This is a genomic window from Gordonibacter urolithinfaciens, assembly GCF_900199375.1.
GTDB classification, from domain to species: domain Bacteria; phylum Actinomycetota; class Coriobacteriia; order Coriobacteriales; family Eggerthellaceae; genus Gordonibacter; species Gordonibacter urolithinfaciens.
This window is the reverse complement of sequence record NZ_LT900217.1, coordinates 800,879-823,429: the sequence shown is the minus strand read 5'-3', so window position 1 is coordinate 823,429 and position 22,551 is coordinate 800,879. Positions and strand designations below refer to the sequence as shown.

At 64.4% G+C, this 22,551-nt stretch carries 21 protein-coding genes; 17 read left to right on the top strand and 4 right to left on the bottom strand.

The window, feature by feature from the left end; all coding sequences use genetic code 11:
* Positions 1-246 precede the first annotated feature (246 nt).
* Entirely contained in the window at positions 247-2,004 is a 1,758-nt protein-coding gene (locus BN3560_RS03635; RefSeq protein WP_096227035.1) for a hypothetical protein, read from the bottom strand.
* Positions 2,005-2,832: 828 nt separating this feature from the next.
* On the opposite strand from BN3560_RS03635, the gene BN3560_RS03630 reads away from it, so the two are divergent.
* Positions 2,833-4,653, top strand: coding sequence for a hypothetical protein (locus BN3560_RS03630; protein ID WP_123649856.1), 1,821 nt, complete (start codon positions 2,833-2,835; stop codon positions 4,651-4,653).
* Between the two features lie 278 nt (positions 4,654-4,931).
* Here the strand turns inward: BN3560_RS03630 and BN3560_RS03625 are convergent, their stop codons facing one another.
* The 3 genes from BN3560_RS03625 to BN3560_RS03615 form a co-directional block, all read right to left on the bottom strand.
* Complete coding sequence (locus BN3560_RS03625; protein WP_096227033.1) at positions 4,932-5,240, bottom strand: hypothetical protein; 309 nt, start codon at positions 5,238-5,240, stop codon at positions 4,932-4,934.
* Positions 5,209-5,523 (bottom strand): hypothetical protein, encoded by a 315-nt coding sequence (locus BN3560_RS03620; RefSeq protein WP_123649857.1) that lies wholly within the window; start codon positions 5,521-5,523, stop codon positions 5,209-5,211. The genes BN3560_RS03625 and BN3560_RS03620 overlap by 32 nt, the downstream gene beginning before the upstream one ends.
* A gap of 106 nt (positions 5,524-5,629) precedes the next feature.
* Complete coding sequence (locus BN3560_RS03615) at positions 5,630-5,854, bottom strand: hypothetical protein (RefSeq protein ID WP_096227031.1); 225 nt, start codon at positions 5,852-5,854, stop codon at positions 5,630-5,632.
* Between the two features lie 131 nt (positions 5,855-5,985).
* Here BN3560_RS03615 and BN3560_RS03610 point away from each other — a divergent pair, with 131 nt between their 5' ends.
* The 16 genes from BN3560_RS03610 (at position 5,986) to BN3560_RS03530 (ending at position 22,545) form a co-directional block, all read left to right on the top strand.
* On the top strand, positions 5,986-7,152 hold the full coding sequence (locus BN3560_RS03610; RefSeq protein ID WP_096227030.1) for a WYL domain-containing protein: 1,167 nt from the start codon (positions 5,986-5,988) through the stop codon (positions 7,150-7,152).
* Positions 7,153-7,687: 535 nt separating this feature from the next.
* The gene (locus BN3560_RS03605; protein WP_096227029.1) at positions 7,688-7,906 is read left to right on the top strand and encodes a helix-turn-helix domain-containing protein; all 219 of its coding nucleotides are present in this window, start codon (positions 7,688-7,690) and stop codon (positions 7,904-7,906) included.
* Between the two features lie 78 nt (positions 7,907-7,984).
* Entirely contained in the window at positions 7,985-8,233 is a 249-nt protein-coding gene (locus tag BN3560_RS03595; protein WP_096227028.1) for a helix-turn-helix transcriptional regulator, read from the top strand.
* Between the two features lie 5 nt (positions 8,234-8,238).
* Positions 8,239-8,754, top strand: coding sequence for a hypothetical protein (locus tag BN3560_RS03590; RefSeq protein WP_096227027.1), 516 nt, complete (start codon positions 8,239-8,241; stop codon positions 8,752-8,754).
* A 14-nt stretch (positions 8,755-8,768) separates the two neighbouring features.
* A complete protein-coding gene (locus BN3560_RS03585) occupies positions 8,769-9,557 on the top strand; it encodes an ATP-binding protein (protein WP_033500214.1) in 789 nt (262 codons plus the stop codon).
* Between the two features lie 201 nt (positions 9,558-9,758).
* The gene (locus BN3560_RS03580) at positions 9,759-10,292 is read left to right on the top strand and encodes a hypothetical protein (RefSeq protein WP_033500213.1); all 534 of its coding nucleotides are present in this window, start codon (positions 9,759-9,761) and stop codon (positions 10,290-10,292) included.
* 56 nt (positions 10,293-10,348) lie between these two features.
* Positions 10,349-10,900, top strand: a complete 552-nt coding sequence (locus BN3560_RS03575; protein ID WP_051923562.1) for a hypothetical protein — start codon at positions 10,349-10,351, stop codon at positions 10,898-10,900.
* Positions 10,897-12,714 (top strand): VirD4-like conjugal transfer protein, CD1115 family, encoded by a 1,818-nt coding sequence (locus BN3560_RS03570; RefSeq protein WP_096227025.1) that lies wholly within the window; start codon positions 10,897-10,899, stop codon positions 12,712-12,714. The genes BN3560_RS03575 and BN3560_RS03570 overlap by 4 nt, the downstream gene beginning before the upstream one ends.
* 84 nt (positions 12,715-12,798) lie before the next feature.
* The gene (locus tag BN3560_RS03565) at positions 12,799-13,014 is read left to right on the top strand and encodes a hypothetical protein (protein WP_006234636.1); all 216 of its coding nucleotides are present in this window, start codon (positions 12,799-12,801) and stop codon (positions 13,012-13,014) included.
* A gap of 12 nt (positions 13,015-13,026) precedes the next feature.
* Positions 13,027-13,452: a PrgI family protein gene (locus tag BN3560_RS03560; protein WP_073293314.1), complete on the top strand. Its 426-nt coding sequence runs from the start codon at positions 13,027-13,029 to the stop codon at positions 13,450-13,452.
* On the top strand, positions 13,421-15,898 hold the full coding sequence (locus BN3560_RS03555; RefSeq protein ID WP_073293312.1) for a VirB4-like conjugal transfer ATPase, CD1110 family: 2,478 nt from the start codon (positions 13,421-13,423) through the stop codon (positions 15,896-15,898). The genes BN3560_RS03560 and BN3560_RS03555 overlap by 32 nt, the downstream gene beginning before the upstream one ends.
* A 2-nt stretch (positions 15,899-15,900) precedes the next feature.
* A complete protein-coding gene (locus BN3560_RS03550) occupies positions 15,901-17,502 on the top strand; it encodes an NlpC/P60 family protein (protein WP_198187152.1) in 1,602 nt (533 codons plus the stop codon).
* 9 nt (positions 17,503-17,511) lie between these two features.
* The gene (locus BN3560_RS14510; RefSeq protein ID WP_194075074.1) at positions 17,512-18,231 is read left to right on the top strand and encodes a hypothetical protein; all 720 of its coding nucleotides are present in this window, start codon (positions 17,512-17,514) and stop codon (positions 18,229-18,231) included.
* 2 nt (positions 18,232-18,233) lie between these two features.
* A complete protein-coding gene (locus BN3560_RS03540) occupies positions 18,234-19,235 on the top strand; it encodes a hypothetical protein (protein WP_216400469.1) in 1,002 nt (333 codons plus the stop codon).
* Between the two features lie 109 nt (positions 19,236-19,344).
* A complete protein-coding gene (locus tag BN3560_RS03535) occupies positions 19,345-19,803 on the top strand; it encodes a DNA gyrase (protein ID WP_073293310.1) in 459 nt (152 codons plus the stop codon).
* Between the two features lie 12 nt (positions 19,804-19,815).
* Positions 19,816-22,545, top strand: coding sequence for a VaFE repeat-containing surface-anchored protein (locus tag BN3560_RS03530; protein ID WP_096227024.1), 2,730 nt, complete (start codon positions 19,816-19,818; stop codon positions 22,543-22,545).
* Positions 22,546-22,551: the final 6 nt, after the last annotated feature.

Sequence of the window (22,551 nt, the reverse complement as noted above, 5' to 3'; positions counted from 1 at the left end):
CCCATTCGAGTCAATTCCCATTCGTTCGAGGATCGGCTCCCGTCTCGACATCGACGACAGGGGTAAGTTTGGATTTGACATGCAGTAATACCATGCAGTGCGCTTTTGCGAGCTTGCGGGCGGGAAGGTGGGATCGAGGCAGGCGGAGAAAATGTGCCACTGGACGAAGTCAGAGTATCTACTTTAACTTCAGCGATACGGTAATGGGCAAGATCGTGTCGTTCAGTGCCCCACACTCGTAATTGTTTATTTGTTTCCGCCGAAGGGCTCATCAGCCGCATCATTCGGTTCGTTGTCCGATATGTCGTCTACTTTCCAATGAGACTTTATGTATTCATCATACGAAGGGTAATTCTCCTCATATTCCCTCATCAGTTCTTCACATATCGGTTGAATCACTGATAAGAAGGGTCTTTCTGGATTCATTTCCAATCCCGAAGGGGTCTCTATCCAGTTCTCCAGTTTCTCAAAATGGCGCGATTGTGTGTACTCGTAAACAGCCGACCAGAAGTCAGCAAGTTGCGAGATGATCGCCCCTCGCGCATAGGAATGCACGCCGAATTGCGTCAATACCTCGTTTCTTCCATGGCTTAGGTCGATGAATTCATAATGGCCTTGAATGGGGATGTGAACATACTTCGAGAGAACCCCGTACATTTTTCCAACAGATTTGATTTTCTTTTTTAACTTGCCAATTGCCTTCGTGGGAACGATTGCCTCCGCTAAGCCGCACTCATCCACCTCGCAAGCGGCGAATGCCCATGCAATCTGCTCAAGCATCAACCTGCTCATTGCGTGTGCCTCGATCGTGTGACCCTCTCGATAAAGCAATGCGGCAACGTAATAGGTGTTAGCAGCTCGCACCAATGCGACATCCGCGAAGGTCTCTCCGGCGCTTGGAGCGCCTATTGGCTTCATTCGCTCGATAGTTGCGTCAATATGATTCTTGCCGGTGAAGTACATCTTTTGAAACAAGGCGTAGATGGGTGGAATATCCACTTCCGAATCGGAGACGTACTTCTCGAGGGCATAATCCATTCGGACGCCAAGATCGTGCGCAAAGATCGCCGCTTCAACATATTGAGTCAGTTTTTTCGGGGCGGTTCTAGGTACGAGCGCCATGTTAGCTCCGACGCTCAATCCTATATGATTTTCAAGTAAGGATCGCTTGCTGAAGACGAAGGTTTTGTCCAGGTCATCGTTCGAATCTTGCTCTAGCTGTTTTGCTGATGTTTCAGGCAAAGAACGGAGTTCCTGATTTTCTTTAGTTAAAAGGAGCGAGTCGTCGAGACTCGCTCCGTTGTCGGCGCTTCGATTATCTTCGATGAAACTCGAATTGTCGGCGTTGTCGCATGGCAAGAGTGTTCCGTTGTCGACGATTTTGTAAAGCAAAATGCCCGACTCGCTGGACGTGTATCCATTGTTGGCAAATAGCTGCGGCGATGTTTCGTCTACGGATCTGCGATCGTAGCTTGTTTTGGAAGCGGCTTCTTCGTAATATCCTTCAACGCTCGCGATCTGATAGTAGACGATTTGCGGCATCACATTGGTGTATTGAAACACATACCAAGGGATCCGGTCGAAGAACCGGTGGAGGTTGCTCGCATCCATCAATGTACTGGAAAGCTCAAGACTATGGATATACAGGATGTTGCATTCTAATACGTCAGGGCTTTCAAGCAAACCCTCGCAATCAAGTTCTTCAATCGCTTCGTAAAGGTCGCAGTTGCAAGCGTCGCAGATGTCCTTTAAATCTTCCCCATCTCGCAAGGCCTGTTCTCCCAGTATTAGCGCGCCGAACAAACGCGCGGCATCGTCAGCCTTTTCCGCCTCGCCATAAATGAAGACGCTTGACGAACCGGCTTCGTTTTCAAGGGCGAAATCAATGGAAAGCCATCTGATGTATGGATCGCTTTCTTCAAAAGTGGCAACGCTTTCGAATTCGTTTTTGGAGCCATATGGATTAGAAATAAGAAGTTTTTCAAGATTGACTGCGTCGTTCATGACCGCCCCTCTTCTTCGGTTCGCGAATTAAACCATGTAAAAATGCTTCGCGAGAACTTTGCTGTATGCAGCTCCGTTGTTTGAATCGATGCTTATGTTTTCAGGGTGTGGGTAGTTGTCTGCCTCGCTGAAGAAAACGTTAGACGAGAGGTGTTACTCCCACTCGATGGCAGCAGTTCTGATGTCCCGTCATTCCAGTTGCATCCAGTTTTCGGTGCCGTCTCGAATCGAGTGCCGCCAGGTAACGCCATGTCGCGCTTCGTCGGCTTCGGGGACAAAAGTCGGGACAACTTCAAATACTTTTTTCGAACTCAGGGCTTTGAGTTTTTATTTTTGTCCCAAAGAGTGCAGCGGGCCGACTTTGGAGGCTCAATAGCGCCGAAAGCGCCCGTTTTGAAACTCAACCGCCCTTTAACCCGCAAGCCGCCAGCTGCAATCGTAAGTGAATCAGCGCGGGTGGTTTGCGCGCCATTTGCAAAACCCCAGGTCGCGACCCTTCGCCATTCGTGGGAAAAGTGAGTAGTCTCAGGTGGCTTACTCATGAGTTGAACCGCTTTCGCGATTAGGGGCCTAATAGCGGCTTCTCCACTAACTGCCCCTGGGTTTGCCTTTGTCCGCCGCACGGGATGGCTCCCGAGGCAACGCGGTGAGATAATGCCATCCAACGCAGGCAATGGAGCCTGAAAATATAGGTGACGGCGGCATGGCCCGAGCCAGCACTTTTGGCCCGCCTCCGTAGCCTCCTTTTTCATATGCGGTCCGCGATACGCCTATGGGAGCGATTCGCTCGTGCAAGGCTGTAAACACGCAGAGAAAACGAGGTATTGGATGAATAGCGAACCGATCTACAAAGAATTCCTTCTTGGAGAAGGCTTAAGCGAGTTGAAGAAAATTCGAGATGGCTGGAGGGATGAAAGCGGCTATTCCGAGTCGAGGGGAGGAACCTCTTTAATACCTGAAAATCTATGCAATGTCTCAGGGTCCGAACGGCTTAACTATACCTTCATCATGGACAGAGCCAATGAGTGCATGTATCGACTGATTTGCGAGTCGATTTCCATGCTTCTTACAGAATATGGATACATAACACTACGTGCCCGCGTTCGCAGAAGCGATGCTTACCAATATCTCCCAAAAGACGGCCTAGCCGGGCCGACCGTCCTCAAAGCGAGCAAGAGGGTGGTCCGCATAATCAAGGTGGATGTCGATGGCTCCCCGAGCGTTTTTGTATTCAAGGAACCTGGATTAGACCAGAGTCTCCCGAAAGAGCTTGAGGATTCGCTGAGGGAAAACTTTGGGGTATCGAAAATCACCTACGTCTCTTTGGTTATGGACGGAGCGAAGAGGGAGGTTCTCAATTACGAGTCGGTGAAGGACGCTACGCCCTACATCTCGGTTAAAGAGTTCTTCCGCCTGTTCTTTCCACAAGAGGAGTTCGACAAATTCGAGGAGGCTGTGGTTGAGCTTAGGCAGAAAGCGCGTTCCTACTATGGCTTGAGCATAACCAAATCGCTTAACCATTTGCGCATGGGCCATTTCAGGAGAGACATCCGAGACCGTCTGATCGGCTACAAACCAGACGTGGAATTGGGGTCCGAACAGAGAATGGCCATAGACAAGAGCTTTGTCGTAGACGGCAGATACTCGGCGTTGACCGGTGACACGGATTTCGCAGTAAGCTTCCAGACCGCAGAATGGCTAAGGGATTCTTTAACGCATGCAGGATGCATAGATTTCGCCCCCATCGCGTTGGAGTACTTCAAATCGCTCGAACAATTCCTGTACAGATTTCTTTACGCCATACATAAGACTTCGAAATCGAAGAGTAGGCGTATTTACTACGGCAAAAAGCTCGGAGAAAACCCTTACTACCTGCCTGCGAAAAGAGATGGCGTTCCCGACAAATCGCGACACATAGAAGTCAAGGACGGAGAAATCGAAATCAACGATGAGCTTTTCACGGATGGTTTCGAATATGTCTTAGACCTCGGTAGGCTCACAAGGTTCTTCGGCGACTATGTTTGCGAGAAGCAGCAGCTGTACAGCCGCAATGAAGACCTTCTCGATACGGCGATAAGCGAGGATACGTACGAGTCGATAATTCGCGCACTCCAAAGCGCTCGAACGATGAGGAACGGCATTGCTCACAAAGACAATCTCTACGATTGGACCGAGATGGAAAGCGCCCGGTCGTCAGTCCTCTTGGCTTTCTACTTAGTCCTAGGTTCTTACAGCATCGATACTGAAATGCGAAGCCTCCTCGGCATCGAAAGCGATTGCGTGCAGAAAAGCGAGGAGTGGAAGCTCTGCAACTACGTGGCATCGGCGGCCGTTCCTAAAGGCAATCCTCTTGAGTTTCCCGTTTTTTATCTCGATGGCGACGATTCCCCCGAGGCCGCCTTGTTTGCTTGCCCCGACGACGAAGAATCCGATCCCGACCGATATGGAAAAGCCCAATCGTTCTCGGGTGTGTACTTCAAGAGAATCGGATCGCATAAGCGTTACGATATCTCGTACCCAACTGACCGTCTTCCCTCATTGGTTGAACAAGGGATGCTGATTATCTGCGGTGAGGGGCTGAAGCTCATGGGGCCTCAAAAGGTCATCTACAGAGACGGAAATTACCTTGGGGACACGAGCGCAGAGTGACTTCGAACCCAGGGCGTGGACCTCGCGCTCCCGCCCTAAAGACCATCGTGGCCGGTTTTAAGGGCGGGAGCGCGAGGAATGTCCGTAGGGTTCATGCCTTCCCGGGCGCAAGCCACCAGTCCGTAACCGCAGGTGAGGCAGCGCCGTGGCTTGCACGCTGGTGGCAAATTCGCAGGTCAAACATCTCCGTCATCTATCGACGAAACGAGAAGCCCCACGTTGACGCGTCTATGAGTTGATGACCTGAACGACGGTCGTCCTAGTTGCCAGCTTCCGCATCAGAGAAACCACTTGGAGCAGAAGCCGATCTGGAAGACCGAATGGACGAGCATCGAGATTCCGAGGCAGACCATCATCGCGCAAAACCCGATTCCGGCCCATTTCAAGAAAGGGTCTTTTTCTTGCTTGTCGGAAGCTCGCTCCATCCAGTCGCGCGAATACGTATCGCCGTACTCGTCGCTCTTTGAGGCCTCTTTCGAAAGCAGCTCGAGAGCTTCGTCGAGGTCATCAGCAAGCTTGTTTCCGTCGATTCCGACCTTGAAAAGATGAGTCTCATCATGCTGCTTGAGCGCCGATTGGTTCTGCAAAAGGTAGAACCTCTCGCCGTTCACCCCGTTCGCCAGAGCGGTCCTCTCGCTCGAAAACGACCGAATCTCCTTCTTGAGCCTTGAGAAGGCCCCCCTTGCCCTCGATTCCGAACTTCTGCGCGAGCGACTCAAGCTGCCAGAGCAGGTCGTACAGCCCCACCGCGGGCAGGAGCCCGGCCCCGTACGCCTTCTCGAGCATCGACCGCTCGAAGCGATCGTAAACGGGGATCGCCTCCCCGTACGTCAACCTGGTGCCAACTTCGGGGAAATCATTGCATTCCATATCGTCTCCTATCATTCGAATCGAGAGTTAATTCCTTGGGGCGCGTCACGCGTCGACGACGCCGCGTCCCACAACAGCGGTTGTTGCTTCCGCGTGGGCGCATCGCCTAGCACGCAGGGCGCAGATCAAGCCTGAAATCACCTTTGGCGATAGAGAGGCTGTAGTTCGACCCGACTAAAACAGCGATGCCCATCAAGGCCAGACCGCAAGCGGCGATCAGCTGCTCCGGCGAAAAGCCGAGGATCCTCCTTCCGTTATCGCACGCCGCCTCCGCTACGGCATCGGCTGACGAAATCGTCGGGGCGTTCACCGCCCGTCCGGCGTCGTTCATAGTTGGCTCCCTACTCTCTCTTCCATTGCTTCGACCCTTATTTTCAACCGTCATCGGAATTTCGTCTCCTCTGACTGGTTTGGATTGCCTACAATTTCATAGGCAATAAAGCTGTTTATGGAGGACCTGCAATGTCTAGGACATTCACCGAGGAGGAGATCTCCGAGTTAAAGGAAGCCGGATTCGCGGCGAGCGGCACATCGAGAAGCAGGATCCTGTCCGTTCTCGACCTCCTCGTCCGCTTCACCGATGAGAGGACGGGCATATCCGCATCGGAAATCGCGCGCGTCATAGGCATTTGCTCCGAGAGGCCGACGTCGGAGAATGCCATTCTCAAGGACCTCCACCAGATAAGCGAAAGCATGCCAATGGGAATCCGCGTAGCGATACCAAGCCACGGTGAGAACATTGGGTTCAGAGCTATAAACAAGCCCTTGTCATCCGAGGAGGCAATCCTGATTTCCGACGTAGTGGGGACAAGCTCCTTCATCGGCGAGGCGCAGAAGGAAGCAATTTCCTCGAAGGTGCTCGTTTTCTCCTCCGACTACGACGTTGACGAAAGCATAGAAACCGTGTTTGTCGACCGCAAAGCCGGTAAAGACACTGATATGTTTTTTGGCGTCCTCCATGCCGTATCCCGAGCAATCCGGATGAACGAAAAGGTCGCCTTCAAGAAGCAGGTTCACCTGATGAGCGGACCCACCGTAAAAGTCGGGTTCTATGAGGAGGACCCGGTTGCGATCGTGTTCAGCTTCGGCCGTTACTATCTCGAGAGTATGCATCTCGATGAAAGCGGCTTTCCCATCCCCCACTTCCATCGACTAGACGACATCACAGACCTAGTTATCACAGGAAAACCGGTGTCGGATCGGGATAAGGTAGAGGCGCTGAGGACGCGCGTGGTCGCGGACACGCGCCAGCGGGTCGACATGTTCGGCTCGGGCACCGCCAGAAAGCTGTTCCTGGAAGTATCCGGCACTCATGCCAAGTACGTTTACGAAAGGTTCGGCCACGACCTCAAATTCTGTCACATCGACGAGAGCGACGAAAGAAACGTCATCGGCTACGCCTGCGTCAGCGTGATGCCGTCTCCGACCTTTTACAGGTGGCTATTCGGGATGGACGGCGCGGTGAGGCTGGCGAAGCCTAAGGGGAAACGGTGGGTCGAGAGCTTCCCGAATGCCGTCGCCTCCGACCTAGAATCCTATATCCAAGATTACGAAGCAGCATCAGAGGGCTACAAAGCCGCACTGGATGCAGCTATTTCACGATTGGACTCGAAGAGCTGCCGGCAATGAGGCAATCCCAATCGGTCCGATTCAAAAGCCAATATTGACTAACTCGAATTCGGCTCGCATCCTCGCGCCGTTCGTCTGCTCCCATTCGTCCGAAATGACAACCACAGCAGGTCGTGTCCCAACGGATGGGTACCATTTATCCGGGTGCACCTGGGGCAACGGGTTGAAGAACCTGCACAAGGTCGCTCGCAGAACACGCAACATCAAACACGACAGAAGAGGCGAACGACAGATGCCGGACCCCGGACGACAGCACCGCGGAAGACGAGCATTCCGACCACAACCGAACAACTCCAGCTACTAGGCAGGCGCCCGCATGGGTGCCTTTTACTTTTCAGGGACTTAGCCGCGAGCTAAGGCACGCGGCTCATGGCCGTTTCGTGAAGGCACGACCAGCTCGACCCACTTCGACCCGTCTCCGCTCCTGCCGTGCTCACCAATCGCCATCAGGCGGTTCAATCGTCGTGCAGACGAAAAGGCACACGGTGTCGTGCGGTGTCCTCGCGCGGTGCCGCACGGGAAGATTGGAGGAACCATGGCACGCACAGCCGAATGCGCCGCGCCCGAGGGAAGCCGAGATCGGGACGAATGGATGACGGTGATCGAGATGCAGGAGTACATGAGGGCGAGCCGAAACAAGGCGTACGACCTCATCTGGTCGGGAGAGATCGACTCGTACAGGCTCGGAAGGAAGCTCCTGGTGTCGAGGGCGTCAGTGGACGCCTACATCGAGTCGAGGAGCGGCAGGAAATGACGGCGGCGACCGCCCCGGGAGCCGCCCGCGGCCGGGCACGCGAGGGAGCCTCGAGACGAAAGGAGCTCGAGGACGACCATGACCAAGAGCATTAGCAGGAGCCAGGTGAGGCTCATCGCATCGACCAACGCGATATTCGGCGCCGACGAGGCGTGCGCGATGCTGCGCATCAGCCGCGACGCAATGTACCGGCTCGCCAAGGACCCCGACGACCCGTTCCCGATCCGCTACATCGGCGGCAAGACGCGCGACGGCATCGTTCTGCACGACGAGCTCGTCGCATGGGTCGAGCGGAACAGCATCGTCGGCTCGCCCAGAAGGGATTAGCGCCGATGGCAGCCGCAGGCCCGAGGGGACGCGACGGCCCCTCCCCGCGCGAGTTCACGGCGGTACGGCACTTCATGATGGCGGACCTGGGCCTCTCCGGCCTTCCCCTGCTCGTCTACGCGCGCATCTTCGGCTTCTGCGACGCCGGGTGCGGCTACTTCGAGAGCAAGGGTGGCCTGGCACGATTCCTCAACGTGCAGGAGCGCAGCGTCCACCGCGCCATCCGCGACCTGCTCGACCGGGGCCTCATCGAGGAATGCGGCGTGCACGCCCCGGCGCGCGGGCACGCCACCAAGCGGTACCGCATCGTGCGCGAGAGGCTGCCGCCCGGAGCGCTGGCAACCCCTGACGATTCGTCAGGGTTCCCGGCGCGAAAGGGTGACGAAATGACAGGGTTCGCCGAGAACAAGGGTGACGAACCGTCAGGGTTCGCAGCCCGAACCCCTGACGAGATGACAGGGAAACCCCTGACGATATGCCACCCAATAAGCAAAAGGGACAACAAGGACTTCAGAAGATAAGGAAGGGGCGCCCGATGGACCGAGCGGGACTCATCACCCTGGAGCAGGCCCGTGCGGCCGGGCTCTCCTTCGACGAGCCGGAGCCGAGGGCGTGCCCGCACTGCGGCGCCGCCCTCGATCCGCTCGGCGCGGCGCTGGCGGGCAGGGTCGCCTGGGTCTCCGCCGCCCCCTGCCCGTGCGAGGGCGCAGCCAGCGAGCGGGAGTCCGAGGCGCGAAGGCGCGCGGCCCTCGCCGCCAAGGAGGAGGCCGCCCGCCGGGAGAAGGCGCTCTCGCGCGCGGGCATCCCCAGGCGCTACTGGGCCGCCGAGGCCGACCGCCCCGAGTTCGCCGAGTACATCGCCTCGTTCGCGGGCAACGGGGGCGCCGGGCTCTACATACACGGGGGCGTCGGCGCCGGCAAGACGCACGCCGCCTCCGCCATGGCCAGGCTGTTCGCCGAGGCCGGCTACGACGTCGCCTTCACGACGGCCAAGGGCATGCTCGAGCGCGTGAAGGCCACGTTCGACGAGGGCGGCACCGAGGCCGCCGTCGCGCGGTACGCCAAGTGCGACGTCCTCGTGCTCGACGACCTCGGCAAGGAGGACGCGACGGAATGGTCCGTCGGCACCGTGTTCAGCGTGCTCGATGCGCGCTACGAGGACATGCGCCCGACCATCGTCACGTCGAACTACGCGCCGGGCGCGCTGGCGGACAGGCTCGCAAGGCGCGGCGAGCGCGTCACGGCAGAGGCGATCGCGAGCAGGATCTCCCAGACCTGCAGGACCGTCTACCTGGGCGGAAGGGACAGGCGCCGCCTCGGCTAGCTTGTGCGCTTCCCGTGGAGGCGCGGACGGCTCGACCCAGCTCGACCCATCGCAGGCGGCCCCGATGCCCGCCGCAATCGAAATCGCTATACACGTCTTGGGCGGCGCCGACGCGCCGGCACGCACGCCTGCTCCGACTCGCACCGTGCCCCCATCGCGAGGACGCCGCCCGCCAAGCAACAAACGAAAGGCGGAGGGCCCATGGACGGCTTCGAGAGGATAACCGGCCGCGAGCACGACGGGCTCGTGGAGAAGTGCCAGGAGAACGGCTGGCTCAAGGTCGGCGGCTTCGACTGGCAGGACGACCCGTTCCTCGAGGAGTACCCCTACGAGTTCTCCCGCACGGACAGCGTCGACAGGCTCCGCGAGGCGCTCGGCTCGGGCAACTGGGCCATACGCCAGGGGTTCTGCTACCGCGACCTCGCGTTCATCCAGCAGGTGAACGGCGGCGACGAGTGGTGGACGCTCAAGCGCGACGGCGACGCGTGGACCGGCTTCGAGAGCTGGAGCTTCGGCGCCATCGCCCAGGAGCCCGAGCGGTTCGAGCGCGCCATGCGCGACATGTGCGAGGCGACGCCGGAGCAGTGCCGCAGCGGCGAGTGGGCCCATCTGCACGAGAAGGCTCCCGAGCCGCTGGCGCAGCGCGCCGCGTCCGCCCGCGAGGCGAGCCGCGCGCACGCCGGGCAGGAAGCCCGCGCCCCAATGGCGCGCGAGAGGGCCGTCGGGGCCGAATAGGGACGACCGGGGCGCGAAGGCGCCCTTTTTCATCTCGACTGGAAGGGAGGCGCGGGATGGCGAGCGACTACGGGGACGAGGCGGGCGGCAAGCTGCTCGACTGGATGCTGAGGATCGGCCAGGAGGCCGGCGCCGAGGCAATGGCGCGCAGCGCGAGGGAGCTCTCCGAGCGCCTCGCGGGAATCCGCGGGACCATCGCCGGCGGGCGCGCCGAGCCCATCGCGGCCGACGGCGTGCCGGCCTACGCGAAGCTCAGCCTCGAGGAGCTCTCTGGGCTTCCCGAGTACGCGACGATCAAGGAGGTCGTCTCCGACAAGCTGCGCGCCGCGTCGGTCGAGCACCACATCATCCCCGGCGAGGGCCGCGACTGGCTGCTCTTCAAGGTGGAGGACGCCCCCGAGGTCGACGAGGCCTTCCGCCAGCTGGAGCAAGAGACGGGAAAGGCCGCCGATCGCGCAAGGGAGCGGCTCTCCGAGATCGCCGAGAGGCGCCAGGCGCCCGAGCGGCTGGCGGAGCGCGCCGAGCGGGCGCGCGAGGCGTCGAGGGCCCACAGCCAGGGCATCGGCCGGGACCGCGGCCCGCGCCAGATCGAGGGGCCCGAGAGATGAGGTGGCAGGCGGCGGCCGCGCTGGCCGCGGCGGCGTTCGCCGCGGGAGACTTCGCGGCCGCGGCAATCGCGGCGTCGGGCACGAGCCCGATCCTCGACCCGGAGGCCGCCATGGCGGCGATCCCCGCGGCGCTCCGCGCGGGGCGCGTCTTCTCCGCGGAGGCGGTTCCCCTGTGCGCCGGGACCGCCTGCGCGTGCGGCGCGCTCCTCGCCTGGGCCCGCTCACTGGGGACCAAGGGGGCCCGGCGCGACGGCGAGGAGCACGGTAGCTCCAGGTGGGCCACGCGCAAGGACATCGCGCCCTTCGGCGACCCCAAGGACCCCGACAACAACATCATCCTCACCGACAACGCGCGCATCCGCCTCGTGAGCCGCAGGTTCGACCTCTCCACCGACACCAACGACAACGTGCTCGTGGTGGGAGGACCCGGCACCGGCAAGACGCGCTACTACGTCAAGCCGAACCTCCTGCAGGCCAACGCCAGCTTCTTCGTGACCGACCCGAAGGGCACGCTCATCCGCGAGATGGGCAGCGCGCTGGCGGAGCTCGGCTACGAGATCCGCGCGTTCGACACCATCGACTTCACGCGCTCCATGCGCTTCAACCCCATAGCCTACATACGCGACGAGGCGGGCGTCATCCGCTTCGCCCGCGGCATCGTCGCCAACACCGAGGGCGACGCCGACCACAAGGGCGACCCCTACTGGGAGAAGGCCGAGCGCCTGGTCTACACCGCGCTCACGGCCTACCTCGTCATGCACTGCGAGCCCGCCGACCGAAACCTCGACGGGCTGCTCACGCTGCTCTCGCTCGCCGACGCCCGCGACGACCCGGGCTACATGAGCCCGCTCGACATGGTGTTCCGCGAGCTGGAGACCGGCGAGCGCTACGTCAGGCGCGGCGGCGCCTCGGCGGAGGGCGGATCGCTGCGCGGCTTTTCCGAGGAGGACGGCGCGTGGGAGTGGGTCAAGGTCCGCGAGCCCGCGCCGCCCGACGACTTCGCGCTCGCGAGCTACCGCGAGTTCCGCGTGGCCGCCGGCGACACCATGAAGTCGATGCTCTCGAGCTGCAACGTCCGCCTGAAGCCGCTTTCCATCCGCGCCGTGCGCGACCTCACCTCCAAAGACGAGCTCGACCTCGCCCACATGGGCGACGAGGGCGCCAAGGTCGCGCTCTTCGCGTCTATGAGCGACACCGACTCGACCTTCGACTTCCTGTTCGCCCTGCTCATGGATACGGCCGTGAGCGCGCTTTGCGCCGAGGCGCTCGAGGCGCACGGCGGCTCGCTGCCCACGACGGTGCACTTCGTCTTCGACGAGTTCGCCAACATCGGGCGCATACCCGACTTCGAGCGGACCATCGCCGTCACCCGCAGCAGGAACATCGCCGTCTCGATGATCGCCCAGTCGCTCTCGCAGCTGAAGGAGACCTACGGCGACAACAACGCCGAGACCATCGTGAACGCCTGCGACACGCTGCTCTACCTGGGCGGCAAGGCGAACGAGACCAACGAGGAGATCAGCAAGATGGCCGGCAAGCAGACGGTGGCGAGCGAGACGCAGAGCGACTCGCGGGGCGCCGGCTGGACCCGGACCGTGAACCGCGGCATCTCCGAGCGCGACCTCATACAGCCCGCCGAGGTGGCGCGCATGCCGCGCGAGGACGCGCTCGTGCTCGTGAACGGGTGCATGCCGCTCATGGACCGGAAGTACCGGCTCGAGCGCCACCCGCGCTCGCGCCTGCTCGAGGAGGCCACGCGCCGCGGCCCGTTCGACTTCGCGGAGTACCGCAGGCGGAAGGACGGCGCCTCGTGACGGGGCCGCGGAGGGCGCGGGCCTCCCCCGCCGCGGGGGAGGAGCAGCAAGGAACATCGTCAACCGAAAGCAAAGGAGAGCAGCATGCTCGCAAACGTCATCAAGCTCGTGTCGGGCTGCGTGACCTTCCTCGGCGGCTTCCTGGTCGTGTGGGGAGCGGTCTCGCTCGGCCTGGCCATCAGGGAGCAGCAGGGCGGCCCGCAGATCGCGACCGCCATTTCCACCATCGCCGGCGGCGCGATCATCATCGCCGCGTCGGTCTACTTCGGGCAGCTGGACACGTCCTGGCTGCCGGCATAGGGGGCGTCGCGGATGGCGCTCCGGATACCGGTGCAGAAGGACATCGGGGAGTACGAGGAGAAGATCGTCGGGAAGATGAGCCTGCGCACGCTCGCATGCGTGTCGCTCGGCTTCGGCAGCGCGGTCGGGGCGGCGGCCTTCGTCCACCTGGGCCTGCACGCCGACGTCGCGGACGCGGCCTTCCCGATCATGCTCTGCAGCATGCCGTTCTGGCTCGCCGGGTTCTGGCGGCCCTTCGGCATGCGCGCCGAGGAGCTGCTGCCGCTTTTGGCGGCACACGAGCTCTCCCCGCAGCTGCTCGCGTACGAGCCCTGCCTCGCCGGGAGCCTCCCCGAGGGCTCGCCGCGCCCGGGCCGCCCGGGACGTCGCGCGAGGCGCAGGGCAAGGAAGAAAGGAGCCGAGCTCTATGAGCCGAGCAAGAAGCAACAAGGAGAATAGGCCGAAGCGCCCGAGCACCCTCGGGCTGCTCCTCGGCGGCACGGGCGGGCGCAAGGACGCCTCGAAGGGCGCGGAGGCCGAGCGGCAGAGGCGCCGCCGGGAGCGCGACCGCTCGCGCGAGATGGCCGCCTACGTCGGCTACGACGCCATGTACAGGGACGGCATCGCCCAGGTGATGCCCGGGGTGTTCAGCCAGACGGTCGAGTTCTCCGACATCAGCTACCAGTCCGCGCGCAAGGAGGCGCGCGAGACGGCCTTCACCGTGATGAGCTCGCTGTTCAACTACTTCCCGGCGGACTCCCACGTGCAGCTCCAGGTAGTGAACGCGCCCATCCCCGCCGACGAGGTCGGCCGCAAGGTCTTCTTCGAGCCCGGGGAGCGCGCCACCGCCGGGCTCGCCGAAGAGTACAACCGGATCCTCAACGACAAGATGCGCGAGGGCGTCTCGAACCTCGTGCGCCACCGCTACCTGACCTACGCCGTGGGCGCCGACGACGTCGACGCCGCGGTGCCCAAGCTCGCGCGCATCCGGGGCGACGTGGAGCAGACGCTCGCGCGCATACGCTGCTCGTCGCGCGCCCTCGACGGCGTCGAGAGGCTCGAGCTTTTGCAGGGGCAGCTGCGCCCGGGGTCGCGCTTCGAGTTCTCCTGGGACAAATTGTCCCCGACGTCGGGAGCGCGCACGAAGGACTTCGTCATGCCCTCCACGCTCGACTTCAAGCCCGAGGGCAGGTCCGACTGCTTCCGCAGCGACGGGCGCTACGGCGCGGTGCTCGCGGTGCGCAGCTTCGGGTCAGTCATCGAGGAGACCTACCTCGCCTCCATCATCGACCTGCCGCTGCCGCTCAACGTGACGCTGCACGTGCAGCCCATCGCGCAGAGCGAGGCGCTCGCGCTCGTGAAGCGCCAGATCGACTGGATGGACAAGGAGATCATCGACGAGCAGATGAGCGCCGTGAAGAAGGGCTACGACTACCAGATCCTGCCGCCCGAGCTGCGCTTCTCGAAGGAGGAGGCCGAGGAGCTGCTCGACTTCCTGCGCAACAAGTCCGAGCGCCTGTTCGTCTACACGGGCCTCGTCTACACCTGGGCCGACAGCCTCGAGGAGCTCGACCGCCGCGTCCAGCAGGTGACGAGCGTCGCGCAGGGCTGCACGATCGGCCTCGAGCCGCTCCACTTCCGGCAGCGCCAGGCTCTCAACTCGGTGCTCCCGCTCGGGGACAACCACGTCACCGTGAGCCGCTACCTCACCACGGGGCAGGTGGCCATGCAGATGCCCTTCGCCAGCCAGAGCCTCGACGAGGCGGGCGGAGGCTACTACGGGCAGTCCAGGGAGAGCGGGAACCTGGTGCTGTGCGACCGCAAGCGCCTGGCGAGCCCCATGGGCTTCGTGTGCGGCAAGCCCGGATCGGGCAAGAGCTTCTCGGTGAAGCGCGAGATAACCAACACCGTGCTCGCGCACCCCGAGGACGAGGTCGTGATCTTCGACCCGGCCGGCGAGTACGGCAACCTCGTCGGCGCGCTCGGCGGTGCGAACGTCGAGCTCGCCCCGGGATGCTCGGCGGTGCTCAACCCCCTCGACACCGCCGACGTCGCGGACCGCGCCGACGCCGCCAAGCTCGCGTACAAGACCGACGCGGTGCTCGCGCTCTCGAGCGCGCTCATGGCCGAGGGCCGCGAGGGCCTGCCGGAGCGCGACCGCTCGATCATCGCCCGCTGCGTCGGCGAGGCGTACCGGGAGTGCGCGAGGGACGGCCGCCTGCCCACGCTCGGCGACTTCCACGCGGCGCTGCTCGCTCAGCCCGAGCCCGAGGCCGCCGACATCGCGCTGCGCTACGAGCGCTACGTGAAGGGCGCGTTCTCCTTCTTCAACGGCCAGAGCAACGTGGCGCTCGACAACCGCATCACCAACATCGACATGCACGGCCTCGGCCAGAACATGCGCGTGTTCGGCATGATCACGGCGCTCGAGATGGTGCGCAACCGCGTGATGGTAACGCCGCCGCGCCCCAACTACACCTGGCTCTACATCGACGAGGTGCAGAGCCTCTTCGCGCACCCGACGGTGGTCGAGTACTTCGCCCGCCTGTGGCGCGAGGGGCGCAAGTTCGGCCTCATCTGCACCGGCATCAGCCAGAACACGAGCCACATGCTGGCCAACGCCGAGGCCCGCGACATGGTGCTCAACTCCGAGTTCTTCCTGCTGCACAAGCAGTCCACCGCCGACCTCGACGCATGGGCGGAGATGCTCCAGCTCTCCGCCACGGAGCGCGGCTACATCGGCGACGCCGTCAAGCCCGGCGAGGGCCTGCTCATCAGCGCCGGGATCCGCGTGCCCATCACCGACGACTTCCCGAAAGGCCCGCTCTACGACCTGTGGAACACCAAGCCCGCAGAGGTCGCCGAGCGCGAGATGCGCCGGGCGGCGCGAGAGGCGGAGGAATAGGAATGGCCGGCCCGAGCGAGGGCGGCGGGATGCTCGAGGTGGTCGGGGCGCAGCGCCGCGACGTGCTCACCGCGGGCGACGTCGCGGAGACCGAGCGCGACGCCCTGGGAAACGTCTCGGAGGGTGCCGGCCCGCTCGACGAGGCGGGAGGCCCCGCCGCAACGGCGAAGGGGCGCCCTTCCAGGCCCGACGCGCCGGAAGGCGGGCTCGGGGACAAATTGTCCCAACCAGCCGGCGACCGGCGCGCGGCGGCCGCGATGCGCTCGCGCGTCGATGCGGCGAAGCTGGCGATCGCCCGGGAGGCCGTCTCCCAGCTCGACGACTCGGAGGAGCTCGAGGGCGCCTCGGGCATGTACGACGCGGGGCGTGCGGCCAAGAAGGCCGCGGGAAGGCTGCGGCAGAGGAAGGCGAAGAAAGCAGCCCAAGGCAGCCGCAAGGCGGCGACCGCGCTCGGCGCCCCAAAGGGAGGCGCGCGCGGCCCCGAGGCAGCCGGCGCGACCGCCCCGGCCAAGCACCAGGCGGCCCAGGCGGCCGCGCAGGCGTCGGGCGAGGCGGCCCGAGCCGCGGGGTCGAAGGGCGCCGCCTCCGCGATCGCGGGCGCGGTCTCGGGCGCAGCGCCCGCCCTGCTCGGGGCGGTGGCCGGCATCGTGGCCTTCGTCGCCTGCGCGCTCGCCGTCGCGCAGCTGCTGAGCGCGCTGTTCGGCTTCTGGGACGACGCGGCCTCCAAGCAGGGCCTCGAGGGGCTGCCGCCCTACATCACCTACGAGATGGTCGAGGCGGCGCTCGAGTGCCAGGAGGAGTACGGGCACCCGGCGGGCTGCACCATCGCGCAGATCATCCAGGAGTCCGGCCAGGGCGACCGCATGAGCCAGCTCGCAGAGCGCGACCACAACCTCTTCGGCATGAAGTGGTGGTCGGGCTACGCGGGCTGCCCCGAGGTGGCCGGCAAGGCGAACTGGGCCACCAGCGAGGAGTACGTGCCCGGCGAGCACACCCAGATCACGGCGAGCTTCATCCGCTTCACCGGCGACGCCGAGTGCATCCGCTTCCGCAGCAGGGTCTTCCTGCAGGCGGAGCGCTACTCGGGCAACGCCCTCATCCGGGAGGCGATCGAGAGGCACGACTCGGACAGGATGGCCGAGGGGCTCAAGGACGCCGGCTGGGCGACCGACTCGTCCTACGTCGAGTCCCTGAAGTCGATCATGGCGCAATGGGGCCTCTACCGGCTCGACTCCATGACGGTCGAGGACCTGAAGGACTCGACCGCGAACGGGAACGCGATCGTCGAGGCGGCGTACAGCCAGCTCGGCGTGCCCTACGTGTGGGGAGGCTCGACCCCCGGCAAGGCGCTCGACTGCAGCGGGCTCACGCAGTACTGCTACGCGCAGGCGGGCATCCGCATAAGCCACTACACGGGTTCCCAGTACGAGGAGCTCAGGCGCATACCGCTCTCGGAGGCGAAGCCCGGCGACATCCTCTACCGCTCGGGCCACGTGGCCATCTACATCGGCGACGACAGGTACATACACGAGCCGCGAACGGGCGACGTGTGCCGCATAGCGAGCGGCATCGGCAGCTTCAGCTGCGCGCTCACCGCGAGATAGGAGAAACCAATGCAGGGAAAGTCAAGGGTCATGGCCGCCGTCGCGGCAGGCGCGCTCACCGTGGCGCTCGGCGCGGGCGCGGCGCGCTGCGCCATCGCCCCGCAGGAAGGCGCGCAGGATAGTCCCCAGGAGCAAGAGCAGCCCGCGGCTGCAGGCGCCGACGCGGCAACCGGGAAGGCCGCCTCGGGCGCCGAGGCGCTCTGGAACACCGCATGGACGGGCGCCGACGACCCGACAGCCACGCTGCGGATCGTCGAGGGCGCCATGGTGGAGAGCGCGGGCGGCACCGAGCGCGCCTGGTTCTTCTCGGCCGAGGAGCCCTCCGAGGCCGGCGGCGTGCTCAGCGTGCCCATCGAGGTCAAGGGAACCGGCGACAAGGCGGGAGGGCTCTCGCTCATCCAGGTCTCGGGCGACGGGGACGCCCGCACCCTGGCATGCGACCTCCTGACGCAGGCCTACGTGCCCCAGAAGGCGCAAGACGGAGCGTTCTCCGTGACCGGCACCGACGACCGCCTCTCCGAGGCGCTGGGCGCGGATGCCGCCGCCATCGAGGAGGCCGTCGCCGGGAAGGCGGCGGAGGTGTCCCCGCAGGCGGCGGGAGCCACCTGGGACAAGGAGGTGTGGCTCGACTACGCCGGGAACGTCGCGTCGACGACCTTCACGCTCGACGACCCCGCCTCGACGGTGGTCACCGTGGTCTCGCGCGGCGGCTCGCTGGAGGCGATGTAGCCGTGCGGGCGCTCAAGGCGCAGCGCCGCAGGGCGTTCGCCATCTCCGCCGCGGCGGCGTTCGCCCTCTGCGCGCTCCTGCTCGTCCCCGCGCAGCCGGCATACGCCGACATAGCCGGGGACGTCAACGATTGGCTGTGCGGCCTTCTGCGCGACTGCTGCAACTGGATGTTCAAGGCTCAGACGGGCGTGCTCGGGTCGATCGGCGCGAACGGGATCCTCTCGGCCGACTTCGCGCACATGCTCACGAGCTCGAGCGACCTGACCATGCACGACGTCGCCCGGGGCGTATGGCAGGTTGCCATCCTGCCGATCGGGTGCGGGGTGCTCGGCCTGGTCTTCACCCTGAAGCTCATCGAGATCTCCCAGCGCATGGACGGCAGCCAGAGCCTTCCCGGCGTCAAGGAGGTCGTTTTCCTCCTCGTGTTCTTCGCCGTGTTCCTGTTCCTCATACAGAACAGCTTCGACCTGATGGCGTCGATCTACGAGGTCTGCGGGCTCGCCATCGACCGAGTCGAGGCGCTCTTCGGCGCCGGAGGCGCGCTCGACCTGCCCGAGGTGTCCGTCGTCACCACCGACGACGACATCCCGTCGCTCATCGCCATGCTCGTCGTGAGCCTCATCAGCTGGGTCGTGGTGCTGGCGGCCTACGTCGTCGCCCTCGTGGTCTGCTGGGCCCGCGCGCTCCAGCTCTACATCATGGCCGCGTTCGCCCCGATCCCGCTGGCGTTCCTCGGCATGGACGCCACGCGCCAGATAGGCCTTGGCTACCTGAAGAGCTTCGGGGCGGTCTGCATCGCCGGCGTCATCATCCTCGTGCTGCTCATATCGTTCCCGCTCGTGCTCGGCGGGCTCACCGGGGCGAACCCCGGGACGGGCACCCCGGCCGACGCGGTCGCAAACGGGCTCACCTACGCGCTGCAGTACCTGGCCATGTGCGTGCTGCTCATCCTGGCCCTCGTGAAGAGCGGCTCCTGGGCGCGCGACATCGTGAGCGGCTTCTAGCGGAAAAGCGAGGAAGGGGGCGGTCGCCATGAGATAGGGGCACCGCGCCGGGGCACGCGTCCCGGCGGATGAAGACAAGGACCGATTGAAAACGAAAAGGAGGAAAGACATGGAAGAGAGGAAGAACGTGTACCTCTCGCTGCACAAGAGCTTCGTGCGCGAGGGCATCGAGTACACCGACCGCGCGACCGGCGAGACCAGGACCTTCAACTCGGCGACCCTTCCCAAGGGCACCGTCGTCGACGGCGTGGACGTGGGAGGCTACGAGTTCAGCCCCATGTTCGTGAACGAGAGCCGCTTCAAGGGGGCCGACTTCCGGGACATACCGCTGCTCGCGAACCGCGAGGTGTGGCTGAGGAAGACGGTGATGGGCCCGGACGGCCAGCCCGAGCTCGACGAGGACGGCCGCGCGGTCAAGGACACCGTGAAGGTCATGCCCGCGCAGCTCAAGGAGGCCGTTGACGCAGGGCGCTCGCGCTACCTCGCGGAGCGCGCCGAGCACGCCCGCCAGGCGAGCCGCGCCGCCGAGCACGAGGCGCCCCGCGCACAGCGAAGCGTCGAGAGATAGGGAGGCGGAAAGATGAACGCAGCGAAAGACTGCACCCTGCAGGAAAAGCTCCTCCGATGCGCCATGGCGCTCATCCTGGCGGCGGGGGCGCTGCTCGCCTCCGTGGCGGCCTCGCCCGCCTACGCCGCGCCGAGCACGGTAGACGTGTCCATCGGCGGCAAGATCCCCTACGGCGGCTTCGCCACCACGTGGATGAGCGCCGACGGGAACATCGCCTACTGCGCCGAGCCCTCGTCCCCGACGCCCGCGCCGGGCTCCTACTCGACGAGCCCCGTGCCGAGCGGCGACGTGACAGCGGCGATCTGGTACTCGTTCGGCTCTCCCGGCTTCGACGCGTCGATGTTCCCGGGCAGCTGGTACGACGGCGGCGGCTGGGACGACGCGAAGTACGCCGCGGCGAGCCATGTGCTCATCGCCTACGCCTACTCTGGGTCCGAGTCGGCTGCCACGCACGGCACGAGCGCCGAGTTCGCCTCCTGGGCGAAATCCGAGCTGATCGGCGGGACCTTCGCCAAGATGAAGGCGGGCGCCGGCAAGGTATCCGCCGGGTTCGAGGCATTCTGCGTCAGGACCGGCGGCGGCTCTCAGACGCTCGTGAGCTTCAGCTGGTCCACGGGCGGAGTCAAGGTCGCCAAAACGGACTCCGAGGCGGGCGCGGAGCCCCAGGGCGACGCCTCGCTCGACGGCGCGAGCTTCTCCGTCGTTAACGAGACCGGCCGCTACGTGCTGGTCGGCGGCAAGTACTACGCCGACGGCGAGGTATGCGCCACGATAAAGACCGCGCCCGAGGACGGGTCGCACGTCGCCGCGACCGGCGCCGACACCCTCCCCGCGGGCAATTACCGCATCGTCGAGTCCGGCGCGCCCGAGGGCTACGACGCCAGCGACGCCTCCGTCACGTTCACCGTGAAGGCCGACGAGATGCGCGACCTCACGGGCGACCCCGTGACCGACGAGGTCTTCCGCGGCGGCGTGCAGGTGACCAAGTCCGACAAGGAGCTGCAGGCGTCCGAGGCGCTCGCGGGCAGCGGCCACAAGGAGGCGCCTGGCGAGCACCCCGGCCTCGACGGGATCGAGTTCACCGTCACGAACCGCTCGGCGCACAAGGTCCTCGTTGACGGCGAATGGCGCGAGCCGGGCGAAGCCGTGGCCACGCTGACCACCGCATGGAACGACGAGGCCGGCGCCTACACCGCGCAGACCGCGGCCGACGCACTGCCGTACGGGACCTACGACGTGCGGGAGACGGCGACGAACGGGAGCTACCTGCTGACCGACGGCGAGCCCCGCACCTTCGAGGTCCGCACCGGCGGCGAGATCGTGAGCGCCTCCGCGGACGGCGCCGCGCTCGAGTTCCGCGACCAGGTGGTGCGCAACGACCTCGAGCTCTCCAAGAAGAGCGAGTCCGACAACGCCGGCCTCATGGTCCCGTTCGCCATCGAGAACGCGGCCACCGGCGAGACTCACGTGCTGGTCACGGACCGCAACGGCGACGCGTCGACCGCGAGCAGCTGGAACAGGCACTCGAGGGACACCAACGCCAACGACGCCCTGCTCGGCCATGAGGGTCCGATCGAGCCCGCCGAAATGGACCCGAAGGCCGGCATCTGGTTCTCGCTCGGCGAGGACGGCTCCTCGGCGCCGGTCGACGACTCGCTGGCGGCCCTGCCGTACGGCGCCTACACCATGACCGAGCTGCGCTGCGATGCCAACGAGGGCCTCGAGCTCATCACGAGGAGCTTCTGGGTCGATCGCGACTCGACGGTCGCGAAGGCCGTGTGGATGGGCCTCGACGACCAGGAGGGCCCGCGCATCTCCACCACGGCAAAGGACGGGGCGGACGGCGACAAGGACGTCTCGGCCGACGCCGAGGCCAAGGTCGTCGACACCGTCGCCTACGAGGGCCTGAAGGCCGGCGAGGAGTACGAGCTCTCGGCCACCCTCGTCGACAAGGCGACCGGCGAGCCCGTGGCCGACGCCTCGGGCGTGCCCGTGGAGGCCAAGGCCGAGTTCGCCCCCGCGCTCTCGACCGGCAGCCAGGACGTCGAGATCGCCTTCGACGCGAGCCTGCTCGGCGGCCGCGACCTGGTCGCGTTCGAGAGCCTACGCAAGGACGAGGCCGAGGTGGCGTCGCACGCGGACCTCTCCGACGAGGGCCAGACAGTCCACGTCGCCGTCGAGGTGGGCACGCAGGCGGCCGACGCCGCCGACGGCGACCAGGTCATCGAGGCCGGCAAGGCCAAGGTCATCGACACGGTGGCCTACAAGGGCCTCGTCCCCGGCGAGACCTACATCGCCGTGGGCACGCTCATGGACAAGGGCACCGGAGAGCCGTTCCTCGACAAGGACGGCAACGAGGTGACCGCGCGCACGCCCTTCGAGCCCGAGGCACCCTCCGGCACCGTCGAGGTGACCTTCGAGTTCGACACCGAGGGCCTGGCCGAGGGAGACGAGCTCGTCGTCTTCGAGAAGGTCCTGGACTCCGCCGGCAACGTCGTGGCGGCCCACGAGGACATCGACTCCGCCGAGCAGAGCGTCGTCGTGGACAACCCCGGCACGCCCGAGGTCCCCGAGGAGCCCTACGCCAAGACCGGGGCCGACGCCCCCGACGGCACCGGCTACGCCGTGGCCGCGGGCATCGCTCTGGCAGCTGCGGCGGGTGCGGGCGGGGCGCTCGCGTACCGCAAGCGCAAGACGGCCGGCGCAAGCAAGGACGCGGCAGACGAAGAGCCGGAAGAGTAGCGGCGC

Excerpts from the sequence above, each read along its gene's own strand:
- BN3560_RS03610 (WP_096227030.1), top strand. The coding sequence starts at position 5,986 with ATGTCTAGGACATTCACCGAGGAGGAGATCTCCGAGTTAAAGGAAGCC.
- BN3560_RS03590 (WP_096227027.1), top strand. The coding sequence starts at position 8,239 with ATGGCAGCCGCAGGCCCGAGGGGACGCGACGGCCCCTCCCCGCGCGAG.
- BN3560_RS03620 (WP_123649857.1), bottom strand. The coding sequence starts at position 5,523 with ATGGAATGCAATGATTTCCCCGAAGTTGGCACCAGGTTGACGTACGGG.
- BN3560_RS03565 (WP_006234636.1), top strand. The coding sequence starts at position 12,799 with ATGCTCGCAAACGTCATCAAGCTCGTGTCGGGCTGCGTGACCTTCCTC.
- BN3560_RS14510 (WP_194075074.1), top strand. The coding sequence starts at position 17,512 with ATGCAGGGAAAGTCAAGGGTCATGGCCGCCGTCGCGGCAGGCGCGCTC.
- BN3560_RS03560 (WP_073293314.1), top strand. The coding sequence starts at position 13,027 with ATGGCGCTCCGGATACCGGTGCAGAAGGACATCGGGGAGTACGAGGAG.
- BN3560_RS03570 (WP_096227025.1), top strand. The coding sequence starts at position 10,897 with ATGAGGTGGCAGGCGGCGGCCGCGCTGGCCGCGGCGGCGTTCGCCGCG.
- BN3560_RS03555 (WP_073293312.1), top strand. The coding sequence starts at position 13,421 with ATGAGCCGAGCAAGAAGCAACAAGGAGAATAGGCCGAAGCGCCCGAGC.
- BN3560_RS03530 (WP_096227024.1), top strand. The coding sequence starts at position 19,816 with ATGAACGCAGCGAAAGACTGCACCCTGCAGGAAAAGCTCCTCCGATGC.
- BN3560_RS03635 (WP_096227035.1), bottom strand. The coding sequence starts at position 2,004 with ATGAACGACGCAGTCAATCTTGAAAAACTTCTTATTTCTAATCCATAT.
- BN3560_RS03605 (WP_096227029.1), top strand. The coding sequence starts at position 7,688 with ATGGCACGCACAGCCGAATGCGCCGCGCCCGAGGGAAGCCGAGATCGG.
- BN3560_RS03535 (WP_073293310.1), top strand. The coding sequence starts at position 19,345 with ATGGAAGAGAGGAAGAACGTGTACCTCTCGCTGCACAAGAGCTTCGTG.
- BN3560_RS03550 (WP_198187152.1), top strand. The coding sequence starts at position 15,901 with ATGGCCGGCCCGAGCGAGGGCGGCGGGATGCTCGAGGTGGTCGGGGCG.
- BN3560_RS03595 (WP_096227028.1), top strand. The coding sequence starts at position 7,985 with ATGACCAAGAGCATTAGCAGGAGCCAGGTGAGGCTCATCGCATCGACC.
- BN3560_RS03630 (WP_123649856.1), top strand. The coding sequence starts at position 2,833 with ATGAATAGCGAACCGATCTACAAAGAATTCCTTCTTGGAGAAGGCTTA.
- BN3560_RS03575 (WP_051923562.1), top strand. The coding sequence starts at position 10,349 with ATGGCGAGCGACTACGGGGACGAGGCGGGCGGCAAGCTGCTCGACTGG.
- BN3560_RS03615 (WP_096227031.1), bottom strand. The coding sequence starts at position 5,854 with ATGAACGACGCCGGACGGGCGGTGAACGCCCCGACGATTTCGTCAGCC.
- BN3560_RS03585 (WP_033500214.1), top strand. The coding sequence starts at position 8,769 with ATGGACCGAGCGGGACTCATCACCCTGGAGCAGGCCCGTGCGGCCGGG.
- BN3560_RS03580 (WP_033500213.1), top strand. The coding sequence starts at position 9,759 with ATGGACGGCTTCGAGAGGATAACCGGCCGCGAGCACGACGGGCTCGTG.